We start from the raw sequence: 15,682 nt of genomic DNA on the forward strand, positions 1-15,682 counted from the left end.
TCCCGCGGAGCGGGATATGCCCCGGCAAGCCGGGGCATAGAGAGCGAATTGCGCAAGCGCAATTCGGATTCCCGCGCAAGCGCGGGAATGGAATTCCGTAAACGGAATTCCGGACGGAATGCAATTCGCGCAAGCGTGAATTGTGGGCACCCGCGCAAGCGCGGTTGCCTGGGCTGGCAGCAAGGGGGGTGCATCATGCTGGGGCCTGTGTAGGGCTTGGGGTTCCCAGCCACCACCCCCACAACGGGAATGACGGACCGTCGGCCCGATAGGGTGCCGACCCCACCGCAGTGACGGGCTCCGCTGCGCTCCACCCGAACCCCTCCCCCCATCCTCGAAACCGACCCGCTCACGTTCACCAATACCCCGCCAGCATGCACGCCAACCCGTTGCCGTGCGGTGGATTCCGTGATGCATCGCCCGAGAGCGGGAACGCGCGCCCCGTGTGATGCATCACCGGCGCTGGCTGTGTAGTATTTGGGCTCCGGGCACGCTACCCCCAACCCCGGCCATAAACTCACCTGCTGAATCCAATTAATGCGGACTGGAATACCCCAGCCACAGAACGGAAGCCCGATATGGGAATGTCGAAATTCGGCGTGCGGAGGTACATGAGCCGTTCGGCCGCCAGGCCGTACGGCGGAACCCGCCACCGGCGCCGGCCACGCTTCCTTGTGTTTGATCGTCACGGCCCGGTACCACCCGAGACTCAGAGCCGCTGCTGCCGTCCACGATCCGCACTGGCGCGCGGCGCCGCACGCGAAGCCGCGCGCGCCACGTCGGGGTCGGGACGGCAGGTTCTGATGCTGCTGCTGAGGCGCGGGTCCCACGGCGTGGCGGTGCTTGATCACGGTGGTGAGATCCGGTACCACGCGCGCGCACGCTCTAGAGGTTTACACAGGTCAGGGCGTTGGGTTCGGAGAGATATGTCAGCTCAGGACTGACATATCTCCGTCGGGATGTCAGGCGGTCCTGACCCATCAACATCGTTTCGTGGCAGTACTGCCACGGATCTACGCACGGTGCGTCAGCGGTGCCCTCGGAGTCGCCTCGGACCCGATGGTCAGTCCAGGGCTGACGTACGGGTGACTTTTGTGTTGGCCCTGCTGCGTTTTGGTGGCACTACTGCCACGGATCTCCGCTATGGTGCTGACGCCACGACGATCAAGGAGGCGGCAACCCCATGAGCTCAGGGCCCCTGGACGGCAGCGCAGCGCCGAAGCTGCCCGATGCGCCGTCCCGTCGTCGGCGCCGCCCGAAGCCGCCGCCCACCGCGTACAACCGGTCCGTCGGCTCCACCCTTGAGCTGCCCGCCGGACATGCTGCCCAGGTCTTCCCCGTCGGCTCCAGCACGGGGTTCATCGGCGAGGCGTTCTCCATGGACAGCCTGGAGTTCATGCGCTGGGCCGCTGTCCGCTACGACGCCGACCGGTTCGTGCTCGTGGTGCTGTTCCACCTCATGGGCTCCCAGAAGCCCGGCGGGCTGATCGAGGCCACCCACGAGGATGTGTCCGCCGATCTCGGATACAGCCGGCCTCACATCAGCCGCGTCTTCAACGTCCTGGAGGCCGACGGGGCGCTGCGTAAGGTCCAGCGGGGCGTCTATCAGCTCAACCCGGCCGCTTCGCTGCGGGGAGGGCTGAGGGAGCCGCGCAAGGGCGAGAAGAAGCGCGCCAAGGCGGGTATGGGGGACAGGGTGGAGCAGTTGGACCTGTTGCGCGAGATCATGGAGGACCCGGACGCGCCCGACGCGTTCCGGGCGATGGCCGCTCCGGGCGCGAGACTGGAAGTGCGCAAGGGGTCGGATGGGGAAGGGAAGGCCACGTCATGACGTCCGCTGCCGCAGAGGAATGGATGCCGCGCCGCAACGTGCTGTGGGGCAGCTTCAACGGCCTCGCGTACGTGCCGCGCCTGCCTCCCACCGCCTACACGCTGCTGCTTCACATGATGAGCGAGCAGGAGCCGGGCGGCCTGGTCGTCGCCACCCACGACGAATTGGCCGCCGGCCTCGCGATGGAGCGGGGCGTGATCAGCCGGGCCATGCAGCACCTGGTCGCCGCCCGGCTCGTCACCGTGGTCCGCCGCGGACGCTTCCAGCTCCACCCGGTGATCGCCGCCTTCAACGACCCCCGCGAGCAGCAGCGCGCCGTGAAGGCCCTGCCCCGGGATATGCGCCTGGACGTTGGCGACTTCGAGGACGAGTACGAGCGCCGCTTCCAGCTCCACCTGGACGAGAAGGCCCGCAAGGCCGAAGCCAGAGCCAAGGGGAACGTCACCCCCATCACCAAGCCGACCCGCCTCAAGCGCGTCCGCTGACCACCACCGGCCTCGGCACCACGGCGCTACACCCTCGGGTGTGGCGCCGTGCTCATGTCCGCGTCGGTGGCACTCGGTGAACCGGCTTGTTCTGGAGCAGCAGAACAAAGGGAGGCCGCCCGGACCGCGGGCGCTGTATGCAGCAGCCGTGAATGGATCTCCTGGGGAACATCGCAGATCTGCGATGTTCCCCAGCCGCCGTGACGGGTCCGAGGTCCTGCTCTCCGGTCCCGGAGCAGCAGGCGCCGGCTGGAGGCAGCAGGGCCCGAGCAGCGTGCAGCAGCTGCCCTTGCTGCCCCAGCCGGGGACGGCCTGCTACCCGTGCAGCACCCGTGTGCCGCCTGGCCCAGGCAAATGCTGCGCTGCACCCCCGACACCACCGTGCTGCACCCCGACAACCACCACCAGGACCACGAGGGGCACCCCGTCAACCACGGCCACGCCCCCCGCTGCCCATCGAGCAGCAGCCCGCTGCACACCACGCCGAGCAGCACGGCCAGGAGCAGCGGCACCCCGTTGCCGCAGGCCCTCGCCTCACACCTCACAGGCTCACATCGCGCCTCGATCACCTGGGGAAACGGGCTGTGTGCCACATAGGAGCAGCTGGGATCGTCGGGCTACAGGACGGTGCCGGACAGGGCGCGGCGGTCCCCGGACATGGCGTAGCGGCGGGCCGCGAGGCCGTGGTCGAGGGGCTCGCCGATCTGGTCGCACAGCAGGGCCAGGATGTCGGCGGCCTCGGTGTCGGAGAGGTACGCGGGGGCGACTTCGAGCATCAGCTCCCCGATCGCGTGGCTGCTGGCGGCGAGGTCGTCGATGACGGCGCGTAGCGCGGCGACGGTCGGGTCCGCTGGCGGGTCGGCGGGCGCCGGGGGCGGTGCGGACGTCGCGGACGGCCTGGCGGACCACGGCGCGCACCGTGGCGGTGTCGAGGGCCTGGAGGCCGCTGTGGGCGAGCGCGGCGAGTCGGCGGGTGATGATCTCCGCGACGGTGTCTGTGCGGCCGGAGACGGCGATCAGGCCCCGCTGGGAGAGGCCGTAGTCGAGCGCGGCCGCGGCGCCGGGGGCGGTGTCTCGGGGCCGACGGCACCGTGGATCGCGGCGAGCGCGCGGGCGACATCGAGGAGCCGGCACGCCTGGGCGCGGCTGATCCCGAACTCCGCCGCGCAGCTCGGCTGCTGTGCCCCAGAGGCAGCCAGACGCGGGCGGCGTGGGCGCAGCGGACCCGGGCGGCGAAGACCGCCACGGAGCGCCGGACGTCGTCCATCGCCTCGCGCAGCCCGGCCGTCATCTCCCGGGCGCGGGCCTCGCTCAGCGGCGGCCGCGCCGGTTCGGCGCGGCCGCCGCTGGTCCTCGTGCTGCTCGCCCACGACTCCATCGTCCTCCGGGGCGGCGGGCACCACCAGGCGTGCGAGAGCACGGGCGCGGCCAGGGGTCGGCGCCCCGGAGGTAGGCAGGCCGGGCGGGCCCGTCTCACAGACACCTCACAGCCTCATAGTTCACCCCGTCTAGCTGGGAAAACGCCCTATGAGTCTCCTAGCCTCACAGCGTGACACCGCGCCAGGAGCGGGTCTGTCATGTCCTCTGATACCGATGTTGGATCGTTTGTCACCGAAGGATGAGCCCATGTGCCATGTCGGGAGGAGAAACTGCTTTTTGGTGGGCTGCTCGGCTCTTGATCGTGGCCTGGCCCTATTCGTCAGATCTTGTGCCCCACTGCGGAGCGGGAGATCGACGACGCGATTCCTCACTCGTCCTTGCCGCTCCCGACGTAGCCTTCGAGCTGACGCTCAGTCAACGTACGTGCATCAGCGATCGGGGGGATCCTGTTGGCCGTATTACCACCCGCATCGGGCGTTCCGCCCACCGAGGCTACCTCTGGCCTAGTCCTAGCCGCTGGCCGCTACCGGCTCGTCTCGCCCCTGGGCGCCGGTGGCTTCGGCCGCGTCTGGCTCGCCCGCGACCACCAGCTGAACGTCAACGTCGCCATCAAGGAGGTGTACGTCCCGCCGGGAAGCACCCCCGGGGAGACCGCCGAACGCGTGGAGCGCGCCGCCTGGGAGGCCCGCCACGCCGCACAACTGCGGGACCACCCCAACGTCGTCACCGTGCACGACGTGGTCGTCGAGCGAAGCGTGCCGTGGACGGTCATGCAGTACATCGCGGGCCACTCGCTGGCCGACGAGATCCGCCAGAACGGCCCTGTCGAGCAGGAGTTAGGCAAGCGAGTGGCGCTGGCGATGCTGGCGGCCCTGGGCGCCTGCCACCAGGCGGACATCATGCATAGGGACGTCAAGCCCGCCAACATCATGCTCGCCACGGACGGCACGGTGATGCTTACCGACTTCGGCATCGCCAAGGGGGCCGGCCAGTCCTCGATGACCGGGCAGGACTTGGTCATCGGCTCCCTGGAGTACATCGCCCCCGAGCGGGCCCGCGGCAACCCGGCCACCCCGGCCACCGATCTCTTCTCTCTCGGGGTGACGCTCTACCACGCGACCGAGGGGGTCTCTCCGTTCGACAGGGGCTCCGGCATGGCCAGCCTCTCGGCTGTGTTGCTGGACGAACTGCCCGCACCTGTGCGAGCGGGTAAGCGCCTGGCCCGAGTCATCGAGGGTCTGACGGTCAAAGACCCGAAAGGGCGGATGTCCGCCGACCTGGCGGCGGCCGTCCTGCGAGGTAGCAAGGACACCACCGCGCCGAGGACGGAGCCGAAGCCGACGGTCAAGAAACCCCCGGCCGCCAAAGTAGCTGGAACTCCCACGCCCAAGCCTGCTGGGGCCCAGCCCGCGAAACCAGCAGCCCCCACGGCCCCCGGCACCAAGAACCCGTCGAGTGACGATCCCAACTGGCTCCGCATATTGGCCATCCTCGTCGCCCTCGTCGCCCTGATCTTCCATCAGCCGATCTGGAACTACGTCCACGACCACTACCTCAACACCACCCCCTACTCGATGGAGAACATCAAACAAGGCCAGTGCTTCACTTACTCCTCCAAATCGTGGTCCCCCACCGAATGCAGCGAGAAGCAGCCCTCGGGAACGGGGCTCTGGCAAGTTCTCCGCCGCTTCGACGACCCCACCGCCACCTGCTCCCCAAGTTCCGTGCCCGGCTGGCCCGCCACATACCCGGGTGACGAGTCCCACCAGATGTTCAAGCCGCGGGACAGCTCCTATGTCCTGTGCGCTTTGAGGCTCTGGCAGGAATCGTGACACCCCCCCCAGAACGCTTCATTGCCCTACGGCTGTCGCTGCCGACGTCGGCCACGCTCAAGAAGGTCCAGCAGGGTGGCATCCCTGACTGCAAGAGCCGATGCCCCTGGTCCCTCGGGCCGATGCCCAACGGCAGGGCAGCTCGGTGCCGATCGGCCCCGTGGCGCCTGGTGACTACCGGGCGGCAGCGCGTTGCCGCCCGGGTGGCTACTGGTGGATACGGCCGTGGCTGCGATCGGAAACGCCCTGACCCCTGCGGGGTCAGGGCGTTGTCACGGGTGGCTATCCGAGCCAGGTGATGGTGAGAACGGACAGGCGGCGCAGGGGCCGGTTCACCCAGTAGGTGAGGGAGAGCTGGCCGATGGAGGCGTGGCGGACGTCCTCGCCTTCGGGGTCGTCGGCGTTGAACTGCCGGAACCCCCAAGGGTCGGCCGCGGCGGCGTCCAGGACGTCCCACACCGTGTCCTCCGCGTGCTCGGGCAGGGCGTCGAGGACCTTGGCGGCCGGGGCGGAGAAGCGGACCGCGTACGGCTGTCCGGTCACCGGCGCCTGCCCCGGAGCTCCGCCATGTCGATGAAGTCGCTGTCGTCGTAACCGGAGGCGACGAACGCGTCGACCGCCGGAGCCGAGGCAATGAGGCCCTGCCACTCCTGGACGACCTCGTACAGCCCGGCCAAGGAAAACGTGCGCCGCGATTCCTCAAGGGCGGCCGCCCACTCCCGCTCGAAGGCCGGCACCCACCTGTCCGCGCGCCTGTCGGCGCGCAGCTGGGCGAGGAGTTCGGCTGGCGCCCCGGGCGCGGGGGCGTAGGCGGTGACGGGGGTGTGGTCGGGCTGCGCGCTCATCTGGTCCTCCCGGCGGGTCGTCACCTCACCGTACGCGCGCCGGGTCGCCGTGGATGCGGGCATCGGGCAGATCCCTCCTACAAGGACCGGGCGAGGACGTAGGCGCGCTGGCGCGTCTGGTCGTCCTGCTGGTCCCAGGTCCCGGCGATGTGCTCCAGGAGGTCGGCCGCTGCGTCGGACGTCACGTCCGCGGGGTCGTTGTCGGGGCGGGCGCGGAGCTGGCCGACGGCCTGGAGGATGTCGGCGACCGGGGCGGGCGGTTCCTCCGTGTTGTCGGAGCGGGGGTGGTAGCAGGCGGTCAGCGTGAGGGTGTACTCGTTGCCGGTGCGGGTGAGCGCGGTGATGGTGTTGAGATTGAGCGGCCCGAAGGACGGCTGTTCGAGGGCGGCGCGGATGAAGTGCCGGTGGTTGCCGATCGCGGCGGCCACGGCGTCCCAGGCGTAGGCCGCCCGCTCACCGTCGGGGTCCGGCTCCACGGTGGTGAGGGACAGCTCGAAGCCGGTGCCGTCGGCGTCGCGGAATCAGACGGACTCGTCGCCGGGCGCGGCCGGGGCGACGAAGGTGATGTGCGGGCTGCGGCGCAGGGCGTCGGCGATCCGTACGGCGTCGTGATCGGCATCGAGCAGCGGGCTTTTGTCGCGGTCGGTGGCTTGAGCCGAAGCACGATAGCTGTCACCGTCGGCCTCCGCTGACCTGCGACATCGAGCGATCGAAGCACCGGGGTTGTCACCGAGTCAGCGCCCTACCTGTCACCAGAAGCGCGCGAAGCAGGTGGGGTGTCACCGGCGCCTGCGCTCCGTGTGGACGGTCACGCATTACGTGACCGTCCACACGGCTCATTGGATCAGGTCGGTGTGCGGATGCTCGGGGGAGGTCGGGCAGACATAGATCTGCATGTTGTCCGTGCTGCCCACTTCTACCGCCGTCGGCTGTGCAGGACTCTGCCCCGCGTAGTGAGAGCGGGCGGCGTTGGCCTGGTCCTCCTGCGGCACCCAGCCCTCGTCACCGTCCCACTCGAAGGAAGCAATCGTCAGCAGCGGGACCATCTGCGCCTCGCACACCGTGCAGTACCGGGGGTAGGGGTCGGTACGGCCCCACGGGGGCCAGCCGCCGACCTTCCAGCCGGGCGCGTCGCCCAGATGAGTGTCATAGAACTCGCGCGGATACACCGCGTAGGAGTAGTCCAGGCCGGCGCCGCCTGCCTGCCACCTGTCCCAGTCCTCCAGGATCTCCTGCAGTTCCGGGCTCAGGTCCAGGCTGTTGGGATACTCGGTGACCAGTTCTGGCGCCAGCAGGCACGGCTCCGGCACGTAGCCCGGATAGTCCGCCTCGTATGGTGCCGGGGGCCTGACCAGGACGTCGCCAACTTCCGCGGCGGATCGCCAGAACAGCGCGGTCGCCGGCTTGTAGTCCGGATCGTGCTCGTACGGGCACCAGAGGATCTGAAGCAGGTCTGCCTGCCCGGGCGGCTGCAACAGGGATATGTCGCGCAGGAACAGCTGAGCCACGGGCAGCATCGGGACCGGGCATTCAGCTGGCGCGGGAAGGCCTGCTTCGAGCCGTTCGGCGAGCCACGCGGCATTGCGCTCCTTGAGCGCCTCCTCCTCGGGCGTGAGCGTGGACTCCAGGTCAGGGCGCCGCCGGTACTGCAGGGCTCTGTCGAGTCGCACTTCGGTCGGTGACTGGCGGAATCCGGTGTCTACGTGGAGGTGGACGTCTTCGCAGTGCGGCCACGGCTCTCCTGCCGGCCACAGCAATGGCCCACCGACCGAACTGTCCATGACGGACGGCGCCCCCGGACGCGGATGCAGCCGTATCGCAGGGCGCGCCAGCGGCGCCAGCTCAGGAAAGACCGACGCCACCTCGACAGGCCGCGGCGGAGTGGTGCGTACGAAACTCATACCGGTGATCTTGCCACCAGCCACCGACAGCGACGCAGGCCCAGGCTGCACCCAGGGCAGACCAACCATAGGTATCACTGGACGTCCCGGATGACCTGGGCGAGCTGTGAGGTGAAGCACCATGGCTGTCACCAGATCGGGGCAGGGCTTGTCACCAACGGCACACGGCGCCGGGTTGGATGCAGGTCCGAAGTCCCCTGGATGCCCAACCGGAGACCAGGGCAGTTCGCCCGGGTCCGAACGTAGGGTCGAGCCCATGTTCAGCACGGTGGAGTTCAAGGTGGTGCCGCATCCTGGTGGCTGGTTTCAGGTGAGGCCCTTCGTCGACGGCGTGGACCTGGTCGCCAGGCACTGCTCTGACGATGGGTACGGCATCGACGCGGACATCCTTTCCCCGCGTCCGGCCCCAGTCCCTTGGCCGCGACACGGGCCGGACGCCAGGTTGAGCTGGGCGAGCCGGAGTACAGCGGCGGATGCTGCGGGTACCTCACCGTCATCATTCGGTTCCAGGAGATCCGCGTCGAGTGGACGAATCGATACCTCCCCTACGCGGCTGATGAAGCCCCACCCACGATGTGGTTCGACGTCGACCAGTACGCCAGCGCCGTTGCAACCAACACCCCCGGCTCCTGGCACGCAGTTCCCCGACCCACATCACGCCTCAGAGCATGGCCCGTTAATACTGCAGGCAAGGGCGGACGGAAGGCCAAGAAGCGGTCAACGGGCGGGCCTCGGACGTGAACATCGGCGGCGAGCGTAGTGTCTGTGCCCGTCAGCCCAGCTTCGAGCTGTTGGTGACAGCAAGCCTGCCTTCGTGACGACTATCGTGCTTCGGCTCATGGCTGGAAATCCCGTGGTCATGTATTCGCTCCTGGTCAGTAATCCAGATCGAGGTAATCGATGTCGTTGATTTCCACGTCCGACAGTCCCATAGCGCGGCCGCCGCCGTCCTGGAAATACACTTCCTTGAACCCTTCGGCGATGATTCCGCGCATCTGCTGGTCGCTGGCACCCGCATTGCGGGCGTCGAACAGCTGCTGCGCGTACGTCGCGGGGAGGTGCACGGTGAGGCGGCGGAACCGTCCGTCGTCGGTCGATCCGGCGGACGACGTGTAGCCGAACCGGGCCCGGGTCTCCACCGTGATCCCGCCCGACGCGGCGGCCTGCCTCTGCCGGCGCTTGCGCACCAGCGGCTGCCAGCGGGCCTTCACCGCGTCGTCGATCTTCGCGGCGACGTCGGCGCGGGCGTGCTTGCGGGCGCCGCGCCGGTACCTGTTGACGGAGTCGGCGGTGACCCCGAGCTCCTGGGCGACGGCCTTCGCGCTGCCGAACTGCTTGATCAGGAACCCGACCTGCCCCTTCAACGTCTTGGGCGGGTCCTTGGTGAACGCCTCGCGGTCGGCCCGCTCGATCGCGTCCTCGATCTCCCCCACCGGCTACTCCCCTTCGTCCAGGACGGCGTCGCCGCCCTTGATATGGCGGGCCGGGTTCAGGCCCTTCTCCATGAGGTCGACCGCCCACAGCATCTGCTGGACGCCTTCCAGCTTCGCCAGGCCGGGCGTCGGCCCGAGGCGGAACCCGCCGGGTTGCGGCTTGCCCGAGGCGGCGTAGGGCAGGAAGTCCAGCGGCGATGTCCCCGGGCTCGGGTAGACGACGCAGTCGGACAGCACGGCGAGCGGGTACAGGCCGGTCATGTCCGCCATGTTGCGCAGCTTGCGGTGCATGTTGACGCGGGCCTTGCTGATGACGGCGGCCCGGATGTCGGGGCGCCAGGTCGGCCGGGCAAGGGCCGGCCACGGCTCGCCGTCCTTGTAGGACTTGCCCTGGGGGCGCTCGCGGAGCTTGCCGACGCCGCCCTTTACCGTGGCCTTGATCGCGGACAGGACGGCGGCCAGGCCCGGGTCCTTCTCCTTGTGGTGCTCCATCGCCGCCAGGAACTCGGTGTCGGACAGGTCCCGGGTGACGCCCATGTCGGCGAGGGTGTCGACGTAGGCGTTCTTGAGGCGATCGTGCCACGGGTCGAGGTACGCGCCGGTCTCGCGGCGCAGGTACGCCTCAATCGGGTGCACGTCGTAGCCGAGCTCCTGGGCGTAGGCCAGGGTGTGCGTCTGGTACCAGGCAGGGCCCGTCGGCCGGGAGCCGTCCGGCGTGAACGGCGAGGGCAGGCGCGGGTCCAGCTCGATGTGGCTCAGGTCGGCCAGCCAGCTCCCGGGAATCTTCGGGTTGAACTTCGGGGCGCGGAAGTGGTCGGGACCGCTGAGGCCGACGACCAGGCGGGCCGCGGCGGCAAGGAAGGCGGTGTTCAGGTCGAGGCCGACCGCGTACGGCAGCGTGCACTCCTCATCAGAGAGCGTGTCCACGTCCCGCACCCACTGGTACGCCTCCTCGTTCAGGAAGCCGCCGGTCCAGCCGGAGTTCACGACGACGGGGTGCTCCGGGGTGGCCTCCGGCGGCGCCGGGTCCATCGGCTCCGTGCCCAGCGAGCCCGGGTTGTAGCCGGACACCCAGTTCCCGGTCGCCGGGTCCTGCACGGCCTTCGTCGGCGGGCGCAGCGCCGTCATCAGCTCCAGGCCGGAGACGGCGGTGGAGCCGCGCGGGGTGATGACCCGCATCGCGTACACGCCGAGGACGCGGGCGATGTCGGCCGGCTCCATCTCGGAGACGCCGGGCCAGGACCGCTCATCGAGGGCGTCCCAGGACAGGATCGCCAGCTGCACGCACTGGCGGTCGCGGCCCTGCGCCTTGCGGTAGATCCGCGCCCAGGGCCCGAAACCGCGCTGGGTGAGCTGCCACTTGGCCTTCGCGACCTGCTTGACGACCGGGTGGTCCTCCGGCAGGCGCAGGGAGCGGCGCTGCTCGTGGCCCTCCAGGCGCTCGGGCAGCCCCAGCTTCACGGCGGCGGCCGCGGTGAGCACGATCAGCGGGTCACTGTCCTTGCCGTAGCGGTTGAGCTTGGCGGCACCGAGGCCGGACTCGCGCAGCGTCCACTCCACCAACTCCGGCACGGTGGTCGCCGGGCAGTCCAGCACGACGCCGCCCACCGCGTATGCGGAGCCGTCGCCGTCCAGAACGGCCAGCGGGCCGTGCGGGAAGCGCGGGTCGGTCGCGGGCGCGGCGGCCTTCTTCGCCGCTGGGCGCCGGGACGACGTCGTCGGACGGGCGGGGCGCTCGGGCGCGGCCGCCTGCGCCGGGGTGGCTGCGTCGGCGGGCTCGGGCGCGGCCGGTCCGGTGAACGTGTCCGGCACCGGGGCAAGCGGCGGAGCAGTCGCCGGGGCCGGAACTCCGTGGCCGCGGGCGGGGTACTTCGCCGCCCAGCCCTTGAGGAGCCGCTGGTACGCCTCCAGGCGCGGCGACTTCGGCTCGCTCCTGCCGTTCTCGTAGTTCTTGACCGTCTGCACGGTCGACTTCAGCGCGGTCGCGAGGCGGGCCTGGGTGATGCCGGCGGCCTCGCGAAGGCGGGCGCGCTCCGCCGGGGGCGGGAGCTGAGGTTCCTCCTCCAGCAGGGCGTCGATGTTCGCGAACAGCTCTTCCTCGGATGCCATGTGGATCTCCTTTCGCGTCTCACCTTAGCATTGTTTAACCTTACGGTTAACCCGCTTTTTTAACCCGTTCGGATTCTTCGAGGTCGGGAAGTGGACGGCTCCGCAGGCCTGCGACCGAGATCTACAGGTGGCGAACGCGCACGAGAGGTGGCGGATCTTGATGGCGACTGACGGCCAATGCGCTCACCTGCGGCGATGCCCACGAGCTCGGGATCGCAGGTGGCAAGATCCGCCCACTATCGCCCTCAAGGTCCGCCAACCGCTTTTCTCTGCCCGCCCGTGACCTGCGCGGATAGGTGCGTGTCCCGCCAACTACCGTCCTCGGTGGCCCCTGGCTCATACCTGACAGCCTGATCGCGCACCGCCTCCACCTGCGAAAACAGCGTGTGAGGCTGACAGCCAGAGGTCATGCCGTCTCGGGTAGCGGTCTGCGCTCCACCTGAGCGGTTGCCGAGCGGTGGCGTTGCCTAAGAACTCCTAACGAAATGGAGTGGCGGACGTACTCGTGACAGGGCGACGATCTCTCGTACTCGCCGACGAAGGGGCACCTATGGGCGACATCGTTCCGAGGGAGCTCATCTCCCTTGCCGATGACGAGGGGAACAGCGTCACCGTCAACGTTCTGGGGCGTGATCGCAGGTGGAGTGCCGGGCTCGACGCCGAAATCGTGGTCAGGACGCCCTTCGTGTCCGGCCGTATCGATTTGGTGCTGTCCACCTCGAAGCTTGAGAGCTGGGCAGACGCGCTGGACAGGCTCGACGCCGACGAGGACGTCGCCTGGATGGAGTGGGACAGGGGGCCTTCCATCTGGATCCAGTTCAGTGGCGAGCGTGACTGTCCGGAGGTGGTGGTAGAGGACGAGTCGGGGTCCATGGTCACCGTGAGAGTGCCGCTCGTCCCGCCGGACGACTGGATTACGGATCACCGGCAGCGTTTGCACCAGGCGATGGCGCACTGGGTTCCGATGTTGTCAGCGGATTGAGCAACCGCCGCCAGCAGATGAGGGCGCACCCGAGAGCGAGGAAGGCTTCGTGGATGTCGTCGCGGATCTCCCAGCGGATCCGCAGGCGCCGGAACCAGTGCAGGTGTGCAAAGGCCCGCTCGACGACCCAGCGTTGAGTGCCCAGCCCGGAGCCGTGTTCGGTGCCCCGGCGTGCGATCACCGGTTTCACACCGAGGCTCCAGACGAGGCGGCGGTACTTGTCGTGGTCGTAGCCGCGGTCACCCAGCACCATGCCCGGCCGGCGCCGAGGCCGGCCTCGTTTGCCCCGCACCGGCGGTACGGCCTGCAGGAGAGGGATCAGCTGGGTGACGTCGTTGCGGTTGCCGCCGGTCAGTGTGACCGCGAGCGGGATGCCAGTGGCATCGGTGATCAAGTGGTGTTTGCTGCCCGCTCTGCCCCGGTCAACAGGACTTCGTCATGTCTTGGGCCCCCCTTTAGCGCCCGGATGTGGGAGCCGTCGACCGCCGCCCGGGAGAAGTCCAGCACGTTCGCGCGGCGCAGTTTCGCAAGGAGCACCTCGTGCAGCCGGGGCCAGACCCCGGCCTCGGTCCACTCGGCCAGGCGACGCCAGCACGTCATGCCCGAGCCGAAGCCGAGTTCCTGCGGCAGGTGTTCCCAGGAGATCCCCGTGTGCAGCACGAACAGGATGCCCTGGAACACCAGCCCGTCCGGATGCCGCTTGCGTCCCGGATGTCGGGCCCGACGCTCCACCTTCGGCAGGAGCGGCTCGATCACCGCCCACAACTCGTCATCGACATGCCAGGGCTTCGGCCGAGCCACCCCACACCCCCAGATCAACGGTCCCGGAGTGATCCAACCACCTCGAAGATCATTTCGTCAGGAGTTCTAAGGGTTCCCCCGCAACTGCCCTGCTGGCCTCCGGTCGCCGTGGCAGACGCCGGAAACCGGGTACAGCAGGCCATGGTCGCCTGGCATCATGGCTCACGTGATCATTTGTCGAAAGGCCGATGCCGCGTAGACGGCCGCGCGCACTGCGCGTTGAACAACCGGTCTCCCGTGTCTGGGGGCCGACCCCACCGTTCCGGATCCATGGGCTCTCCGCCCGGGCGAGCCTGGCCGTGCAGCGGGCCGAGCACCTGAGCGGCAGCTTCTACATTCACCCCGGTGCCACCGACCGTGCGTTGCGGCGGTATCGCGAGTTCCTCCACCCACCGGGCAGACGTCCGTTGTACCCGCGGGAGTCGTTCTGCTCGTGCACCTGGCAAGTTATTGAGAATCGAGACAGGTTCGTGACCTTTCGTCTGGGGGTGGGAGCGCCCTCCCGGGGCGGTTGTGGGGTGCGTGAGCGGGCGTGGTAGACACGCGGCATGGCTGCGTTCATGGCGTTCTTCGATGGTTCGACCACCACCTGGCGGGTCAGCTCAGCCGCCGTGACTTCCGGGATCACGGAACTCTGGGCCGAGGTCGAAGTTGATCCGACGCAACGCAGCGAGGTATGTGCCTTCAGCTGGAGCTTCTGCACGGATGAGGGCCCGGGCGAGGTGCTTCTGCCGGAGGACGGGACGGGCCTGTACTTGGACGCGGCCCTGGCAGACTCGGCGCAGGTCGCTTGCTTGCTTCGCCAGCTGATGCCGGATTCCGTCGAGCTGGTGTTTTGCGATCAGGGTTACAACTTCGATGTTCGAGTCCAGCCGGGCGTCACCGTGGCGGAGCTCATCGCAGACGTGGATGCCCAACCCTGAGTGGGAACCGTCCGCAGGCGATCGCGGCCTGGTGGAGGCGGCCAGTCTTGCTCAGCTGTCTCTCTCGCGGGAGATGGTGTCGGTGAGCTGGGTGAGGGGGATGAAGGCGGACTCGGTCCCCAGCTCTTTGGGTGTGGGCCCAGCAGGTGTGGGGATGTCGGCCAGTCGCTCGACCAGGGCGGTAACGGCGTCGCGGTCACCTTCGAGTGCTTCGCGCTCGTCGTCGGTGAGGTCGACCTGTTCGAGCATCCTGTTGATGCCGTCCTTGACCGCGAGGAGCTGGCCCTTGGTCGACTCCTTGGGGACGTAGAAGGGGCAGCGGGCGCAGGCCATGCGGTGGGGGCACTTGGCGAAGAAGTCGTAGCTGCAGTAGCCGTCGCCGAGGTCGTAGTACTTCCAGGGCTGTTCGCCGCCGGCGGCGGCGCCGGTGAGGATGCTGTAACGGAGCCCGCCGCCACGTCTTAACAGGCGCCCACTACCAACGGCAGCCCAAGCCCAAACCCAAGAGGACGATGACGGCCGTCTGGACTGAATCTCCAGGCCCCGCTGCCTACTGCTGTTGAAAAGCGTCGACGACGTCCCACGGGTCGATGTAGAGAACGGCGGCCACCGTCTGGGCGAGATGGGGGTTGAGGGGATTGCCGACCTGGTGGTAGATCCGGACCGTCTCGCAGGCTGCCCACCGAGCGCTGCTGCTGGGCGGCTCCGGCATCATGCCATCGAGCTCCTGAGCTCCGGCAGCACGGTCGGCCAGCCAGCTCTCGAACGCTGTTTTCCTGGGGTATTCCCGCTCCATGCGGCCTCCTCCTCAGTGTCTGCGCCGAGTTGAGTAGCTACCCCGGCGGGCGGCTGCCGAGGCATGGCAAAGGAGAAGGCCGCCAGGCTCTTTCGGTGATCGGCCCGGGAGATCAGTCGGCAGGGCTCGGCCCGCCGGGCGCCGTCCAGTGGTTAGAGGTTCAGCTGGATCCACCAGAAGACCAGGCCGACCAGACCGGTGCCGACTCCGTAGCACGCGCCCCGGACCACGCTTACCACCATCAGCCGGCGCCGGCGGCGAATCCACGCCCATACGCGGCGAATTGGTCCCGTGCTCCCCGGGGTGAGGGGCAGGTCGTTACTCTCCATGGTGACGCTCCGTTCATTGGGGTGTCGCTGGAAAG

17 protein-coding genes are annotated in these 15,682 nt (G+C 68.7%); 6 read left to right on the forward strand and 11 right to left on the reverse strand.

Going from position 1 to position 15,682, the window contains the following annotated elements; translation table 11 throughout:
- Positions 1-1,183 precede the first annotated feature (1,183 nt).
- From CG740_RS39045 to CG740_RS40160, 3 genes are all read left to right on the forward strand, one after another.
- Positions 1,184-1,831, forward strand: a complete 648-nt coding sequence (locus CG740_RS39045) for a helix-turn-helix domain-containing protein (protein WP_100580074.1) — start codon at positions 1,184-1,186, stop codon at positions 1,829-1,831.
- A complete protein-coding gene (locus tag CG740_RS39050; RefSeq protein ID WP_159030566.1) occupies positions 1,828-2,316 on the forward strand; it encodes a hypothetical protein in 489 nt (162 codons plus the stop codon). The genes CG740_RS39045 and CG740_RS39050 overlap by 4 nt, the downstream gene beginning before the upstream one ends.
- Before the next feature lie 354 nt (positions 2,317-2,670).
- Positions 2,671-2,913: a hypothetical protein gene (locus tag CG740_RS40160; protein ID WP_159030567.1), complete on the forward strand. Its 243-nt coding sequence runs from the start codon at positions 2,671-2,673 to the stop codon at positions 2,911-2,913.
- A gap of 20 nt (positions 2,914-2,933) precedes the next feature.
- Here the strand turns inward: CG740_RS40160 and CG740_RS40165 are convergent, their stop codons facing one another.
- Entirely contained in the window at positions 2,934-3,092 is a 159-nt protein-coding gene (locus tag CG740_RS40165; protein WP_159030568.1) for a hypothetical protein, read from the reverse strand.
- Positions 3,093-4,145: 1,053 nt separating this feature from the next.
- Between CG740_RS40165 and CG740_RS39060 the strand changes: the two genes are divergently transcribed.
- Entirely contained in the window at positions 4,146-5,528 is a 1,383-nt protein-coding gene (locus CG740_RS39060; protein ID WP_159030569.1) for a serine/threonine-protein kinase, read from the forward strand.
- A gap of 282 nt (positions 5,529-5,810) precedes the next feature.
- Here the strand turns inward: CG740_RS39060 and CG740_RS39065 are convergent, their stop codons facing one another.
- The 6 genes from CG740_RS39065 to tap form a co-directional block, all read right to left on the reverse strand.
- Complete coding sequence (locus tag CG740_RS39065; protein ID WP_100580077.1) at positions 5,811-6,071, reverse strand: hypothetical protein; 261 nt, start codon at positions 6,069-6,071, stop codon at positions 5,811-5,813.
- The gene (locus CG740_RS39070) at positions 6,068-6,373 is read right to left on the reverse strand and encodes a DUF6247 family protein (protein ID WP_100580092.1); all 306 of its coding nucleotides are present in this window, start codon (positions 6,371-6,373) and stop codon (positions 6,068-6,070) included. The genes CG740_RS39065 and CG740_RS39070 overlap by 4 nt, the downstream gene beginning before the upstream one ends.
- 77 nt (positions 6,374-6,450) lie before the next feature.
- Positions 6,451-6,849 (reverse strand): hypothetical protein, encoded by a 399-nt coding sequence (locus CG740_RS39075; RefSeq protein WP_100580078.1) that lies wholly within the window; start codon positions 6,847-6,849, stop codon positions 6,451-6,453.
- A gap of 360 nt (positions 6,850-7,209) precedes the next feature.
- Entirely contained in the window at positions 7,210-8,274 is a 1,065-nt protein-coding gene (locus CG740_RS39080; protein WP_100580079.1) for a hypothetical protein, read from the reverse strand.
- 875 nt (positions 8,275-9,149) lie between these two features.
- Entirely contained in the window at positions 9,150-9,707 is a 558-nt protein-coding gene (tpg, locus tag CG740_RS39085) for a telomere-protecting terminal protein Tpg (RefSeq protein ID WP_100580080.1), read from the reverse strand.
- 3 nt (positions 9,708-9,710) lie between these two features.
- Entirely contained in the window at positions 9,711-11,816 is a 2,106-nt protein-coding gene (gene tap, locus CG740_RS39090; protein WP_100580081.1) for a telomere-associated protein Tap, read from the reverse strand.
- 550 nt (positions 11,817-12,366) lie between these two features.
- On the opposite strand from tap, the gene CG740_RS39095 reads away from it, so the two are divergent.
- Positions 12,367-12,798 (forward strand): DUF5959 family protein, encoded by a 432-nt coding sequence (locus CG740_RS39095; protein WP_100580082.1) that lies wholly within the window; start codon positions 12,367-12,369, stop codon positions 12,796-12,798.
- On the opposite strand, the gene CG740_RS39100 is transcribed toward CG740_RS39095, so the two are convergent.
- Positions 12,731-13,599 (reverse strand): IS5 family transposase gene (locus CG740_RS39100; protein ID WP_442802876.1). Its coding sequence is split into 2 segments (ribosomal slippage): positions 12,731-13,233 and positions 13,233-13,599, totalling 870 coding nucleotides; the frame shifts between segments, so codons are not numbered across the junction. The genes CG740_RS39095 and CG740_RS39100 overlap by 68 nt on opposite strands.
- A gap of 548 nt (positions 13,600-14,147) precedes the next feature.
- Here CG740_RS39100 and CG740_RS39105 point away from each other — a divergent pair.
- Entirely contained in the window at positions 14,148-14,522 is a 375-nt protein-coding gene (locus CG740_RS39105) for a hypothetical protein (RefSeq protein ID WP_100580083.1), read from the forward strand.
- A 51-nt stretch (positions 14,523-14,573) separates the two neighbouring features.
- Here CG740_RS39105 and CG740_RS39110 read toward each other — a convergent pair whose 3' ends face one another.
- The 3 genes from CG740_RS39110 to CG740_RS40640 form a co-directional block, all read right to left on the reverse strand.
- Positions 14,574-14,855, reverse strand: coding sequence for a hypothetical protein (locus CG740_RS39110; protein ID WP_199846719.1), 282 nt, complete (start codon positions 14,853-14,855; stop codon positions 14,574-14,576).
- Between the two features lie 217 nt (positions 14,856-15,072).
- The gene (locus tag CG740_RS39115) at positions 15,073-15,318 is read right to left on the reverse strand and encodes a hypothetical protein (protein WP_100580084.1); all 246 of its coding nucleotides are present in this window, start codon (positions 15,316-15,318) and stop codon (positions 15,073-15,075) included.
- A gap of 152 nt (positions 15,319-15,470) precedes the next feature.
- A complete protein-coding gene (locus tag CG740_RS40640; RefSeq protein WP_199846720.1) occupies positions 15,471-15,647 on the reverse strand; it encodes a hypothetical protein in 177 nt (58 codons plus the stop codon).
- Positions 15,648-15,682: the final 35 nt, after the last annotated feature.

Source organism: Streptomyces sp. CB01201 (assembly GCF_002803085.1).
Lineage (GTDB): Bacteria > Actinomycetota > Actinomycetes > Streptomycetales > Streptomycetaceae > Streptomyces > Streptomyces hundungensis.

Excerpts from the sequence above, each read along its gene's own strand:
- CG740_RS39050 (WP_159030566.1), top strand. The coding sequence starts at position 1,828 with ATGACGTCCGCTGCCGCAGAGGAATGGATGCCGCGCCGCAACGTGCTG.
- CG740_RS39115 (WP_100580084.1), bottom strand. The coding sequence starts at position 15,318 with ATGGAGCGGGAATACCCCAGGAAAACAGCGTTCGAGAGCTGGCTGGCC.
- tap (WP_100580081.1), bottom strand. The coding sequence starts at position 11,816 with ATGGCATCCGAGGAAGAGCTGTTCGCGAACATCGACGCCCTGCTGGAG.
- CG740_RS40160 (WP_159030567.1), top strand. The coding sequence starts at position 2,671 with ATGCTGCGCTGCACCCCCGACACCACCGTGCTGCACCCCGACAACCAC.
- CG740_RS40640 (WP_199846720.1), bottom strand. The coding sequence starts at position 15,647 with ATGGAGAGTAACGACCTGCCCCTCACCCCGGGGAGCACGGGACCAATT.
- CG740_RS40165 (WP_159030568.1), bottom strand. The coding sequence starts at position 3,092 with ATGCTCGAAGTCGCCCCCGCGTACCTCTCCGACACCGAGGCCGCCGAC.
- CG740_RS39105 (WP_100580083.1), top strand. The coding sequence starts at position 14,148 with ATGGCTGCGTTCATGGCGTTCTTCGATGGTTCGACCACCACCTGGCGG.
- CG740_RS39045 (WP_100580074.1), top strand. The coding sequence starts at position 1,184 with ATGAGCTCAGGGCCCCTGGACGGCAGCGCAGCGCCGAAGCTGCCCGAT.
- CG740_RS39110 (WP_199846719.1), bottom strand. The coding sequence starts at position 14,855 with ATGGCCTGCGCCCGCTGCCCCTTCTACGTCCCCAAGGAGTCGACCAAG.
- CG740_RS39080 (WP_100580079.1), bottom strand. The coding sequence starts at position 8,274 with ATGAGTTTCGTACGCACCACTCCGCCGCGGCCTGTCGAGGTGGCGTCG.
- CG740_RS39070 (WP_100580092.1), bottom strand. The coding sequence starts at position 6,373 with ATGAGCGCGCAGCCCGACCACACCCCCGTCACCGCCTACGCCCCCGCG.
- CG740_RS39095 (WP_100580082.1), top strand. The coding sequence starts at position 12,367 with ATGGGCGACATCGTTCCGAGGGAGCTCATCTCCCTTGCCGATGACGAG.